The organism is Paraburkholderia sp. BR13439, from assembly GCF_040948805.1.
Classification (GTDB): Bacteria; Pseudomonadota; Gammaproteobacteria; order Burkholderiales; family Burkholderiaceae; genus Paraburkholderia; species Paraburkholderia youngii.
The window spans coordinates 1-255 of the sequence record NZ_JBFPKN010000218.1 but is presented as its reverse complement, the minus strand read 5'-3'; the positions used below and the strand labels follow the sequence as shown (position 1 = coordinate 255).

1 protein-coding gene is annotated in these 255 nt (G+C 69.4%); it reads left to right on the top strand.

The genetic code is table 11. The annotated features are described in order from the left end of the window. Positions 1 to 43: 43 nt before the first annotated feature. The coding region (locus AB3X96_RS42945) for a hypothetical protein (RefSeq protein ID WP_368594462.1) at positions 44 to 255 on the top strand (212 nt) is incomplete at its 3' end.

Sequence of the window (255 nt, the reverse complement as noted above, 5' to 3'; positions counted from 1 at the left end):
GCAGGTGAGCGGGCCGGTTTCTGCGGAGCGGGTGTGCGGTTACATGCAACATGCGTTGGAGCATCTGGCGGAGCTGCTGGAGCGCTCGCCGCACACGCCGGTGCGGGAGCTGGAGATCCTGCCGGGGGAGGAGCGCGGGTATCTGCTGGAGGAGCTGAACCGCACGGAGGCGGCGTATCCGTCGGAGCGGTGCATCCATGAGCTGTTCGAGGCGCAGGTGCGGCGGGCACCGGAGGCGGTGGCGCTGGTGCATGA